Origin of the sequence: Pseudoalteromonas sp. S3260 (genome assembly GCF_005886925.1) — a bacterium.
Taxonomy (GTDB): Bacteria; Pseudomonadota; Gammaproteobacteria; order Enterobacterales; family Alteromonadaceae; genus Pseudoalteromonas; species Pseudoalteromonas tetraodonis.
In genome coordinates this window covers 1-1211 of the sequence record NZ_PNCV01000140.1, presented here as the reverse complement: position 1 = coordinate 1211, position 1211 = coordinate 1, and the positions used below count along the sequence as shown (strand labels likewise).

Annotated in this window: 1 protein-coding gene; it reads left to right on the top strand. The window is 38.4% G+C overall.

The window, feature by feature from the left end; all coding sequences use genetic code 11:
* Positions 1–189: 189 nt before the first annotated feature.
* Entirely contained in the window at positions 190–1173 is a 984-nt protein-coding gene (locus CWC14_RS16900; protein ID WP_033104359.1) for an IS110 family RNA-guided transposase, read from the top strand.
* Positions 1174–1211 lie beyond the last annotated feature (38 nt).

Sequence of the window (1211 nt, the reverse complement as noted above, 5' to 3'; positions counted from 1 at the left end):
CTTGTATCTCTCTGTAATAGATGATTAGCTATCATTTATTACATCGGAAGTTAGTGAGCTTGTAGCCCCGCCCAGTACTTGATACTGAGCCGTAGATTAAGCCCTAGCTTCCAATTCTCAACAAACTGAATGGTATCCAAGCACTCTTAGATTAAGTTGATGCTGTATGTACAAGGGGAGTAAGTAGAGATGATGTTTATTGGTTTTGATATCAGTAAAGATAAAGTTGATTTATGTTGGCTGAGAGATCCAATCACTAATAAAAAGAAAACAAAAGTATTTAAAAATAACCACCTAGCTTTCAGGGAAATTAAGCAATGGCTTTTAAGTACAACCAAAACTATAGCTGAGGAAATCGTTATCACGGTAGAGCCAACCGGTGTTTACCATGAGCCGTTAATGTACTTTTTATACCAGCAAGGATTCAATATTATTCTCGCTAACCCTAGCAAAGCAAAAAAATATGCTGAGGCTCTAAATGTTGTTCATAAAACAGATAGGTCAGATGCGATAATGCTTGCAAGCTACGGTTATGCTAAGCAATCAACCGTTAACTTCTGGCAACCTGAAGCAAAGGAAATTAGAGAGCTTAAAGCCTTACTGCGTCGACTTGATGCATTGGAGTCCAATAAACAACGAGAGCAGAATCGATTAGAAGCAAGTGAGTTTAATGCGACATCTGAGCGAGTCACTCAATCATTAAAAGAAACGATTAACTTTCTAGATGATGAGATAAAAAAACTTAAGTCAGATATTGATAGTCACATAAATAGCTTTCCTGACTTAAAGAAGAATAGAACGTTACTAGAAACAATCCCCGGTATTGGGCCTGTTATGTCTCGGGAGCTGACGTATATATTCGCCGCTAAAAATTTCAGCAGAGCTAAGCAAGCTGCTGCCTACTGTGGCTTAATACCGCGGCTGCATGAGTCTGGGAAAATGAAGGGCCGTACAACTATGAGCAAGCTAGGGCCCTCAAAAATAAGAAGTAAACTTTATATGGCAGCAGTAGTCGCTGGGCAGTGGAATTATAAGATACAACAGCAAAAAATAGCCTTGCTGAATAATGGCAAAACGTCGATGCAAATCATTGGCGCCAATATGCGTAAACTCATTCATATATGTTTTGGTGTAATAAAAAATCAAGAAGCGTTTAAGCTCCAAGAAAGTTAAATACGATCTTGAAGCCTATAAAGAGAGATGGTATCTAC

Excerpts from the sequence above, each read along its gene's own strand:
- CWC14_RS16900 (WP_033104359.1), top strand. The coding sequence starts at position 190 with ATGATGTTTATTGGTTTTGATATCAGTAAAGATAAAGTTGATTTATGT.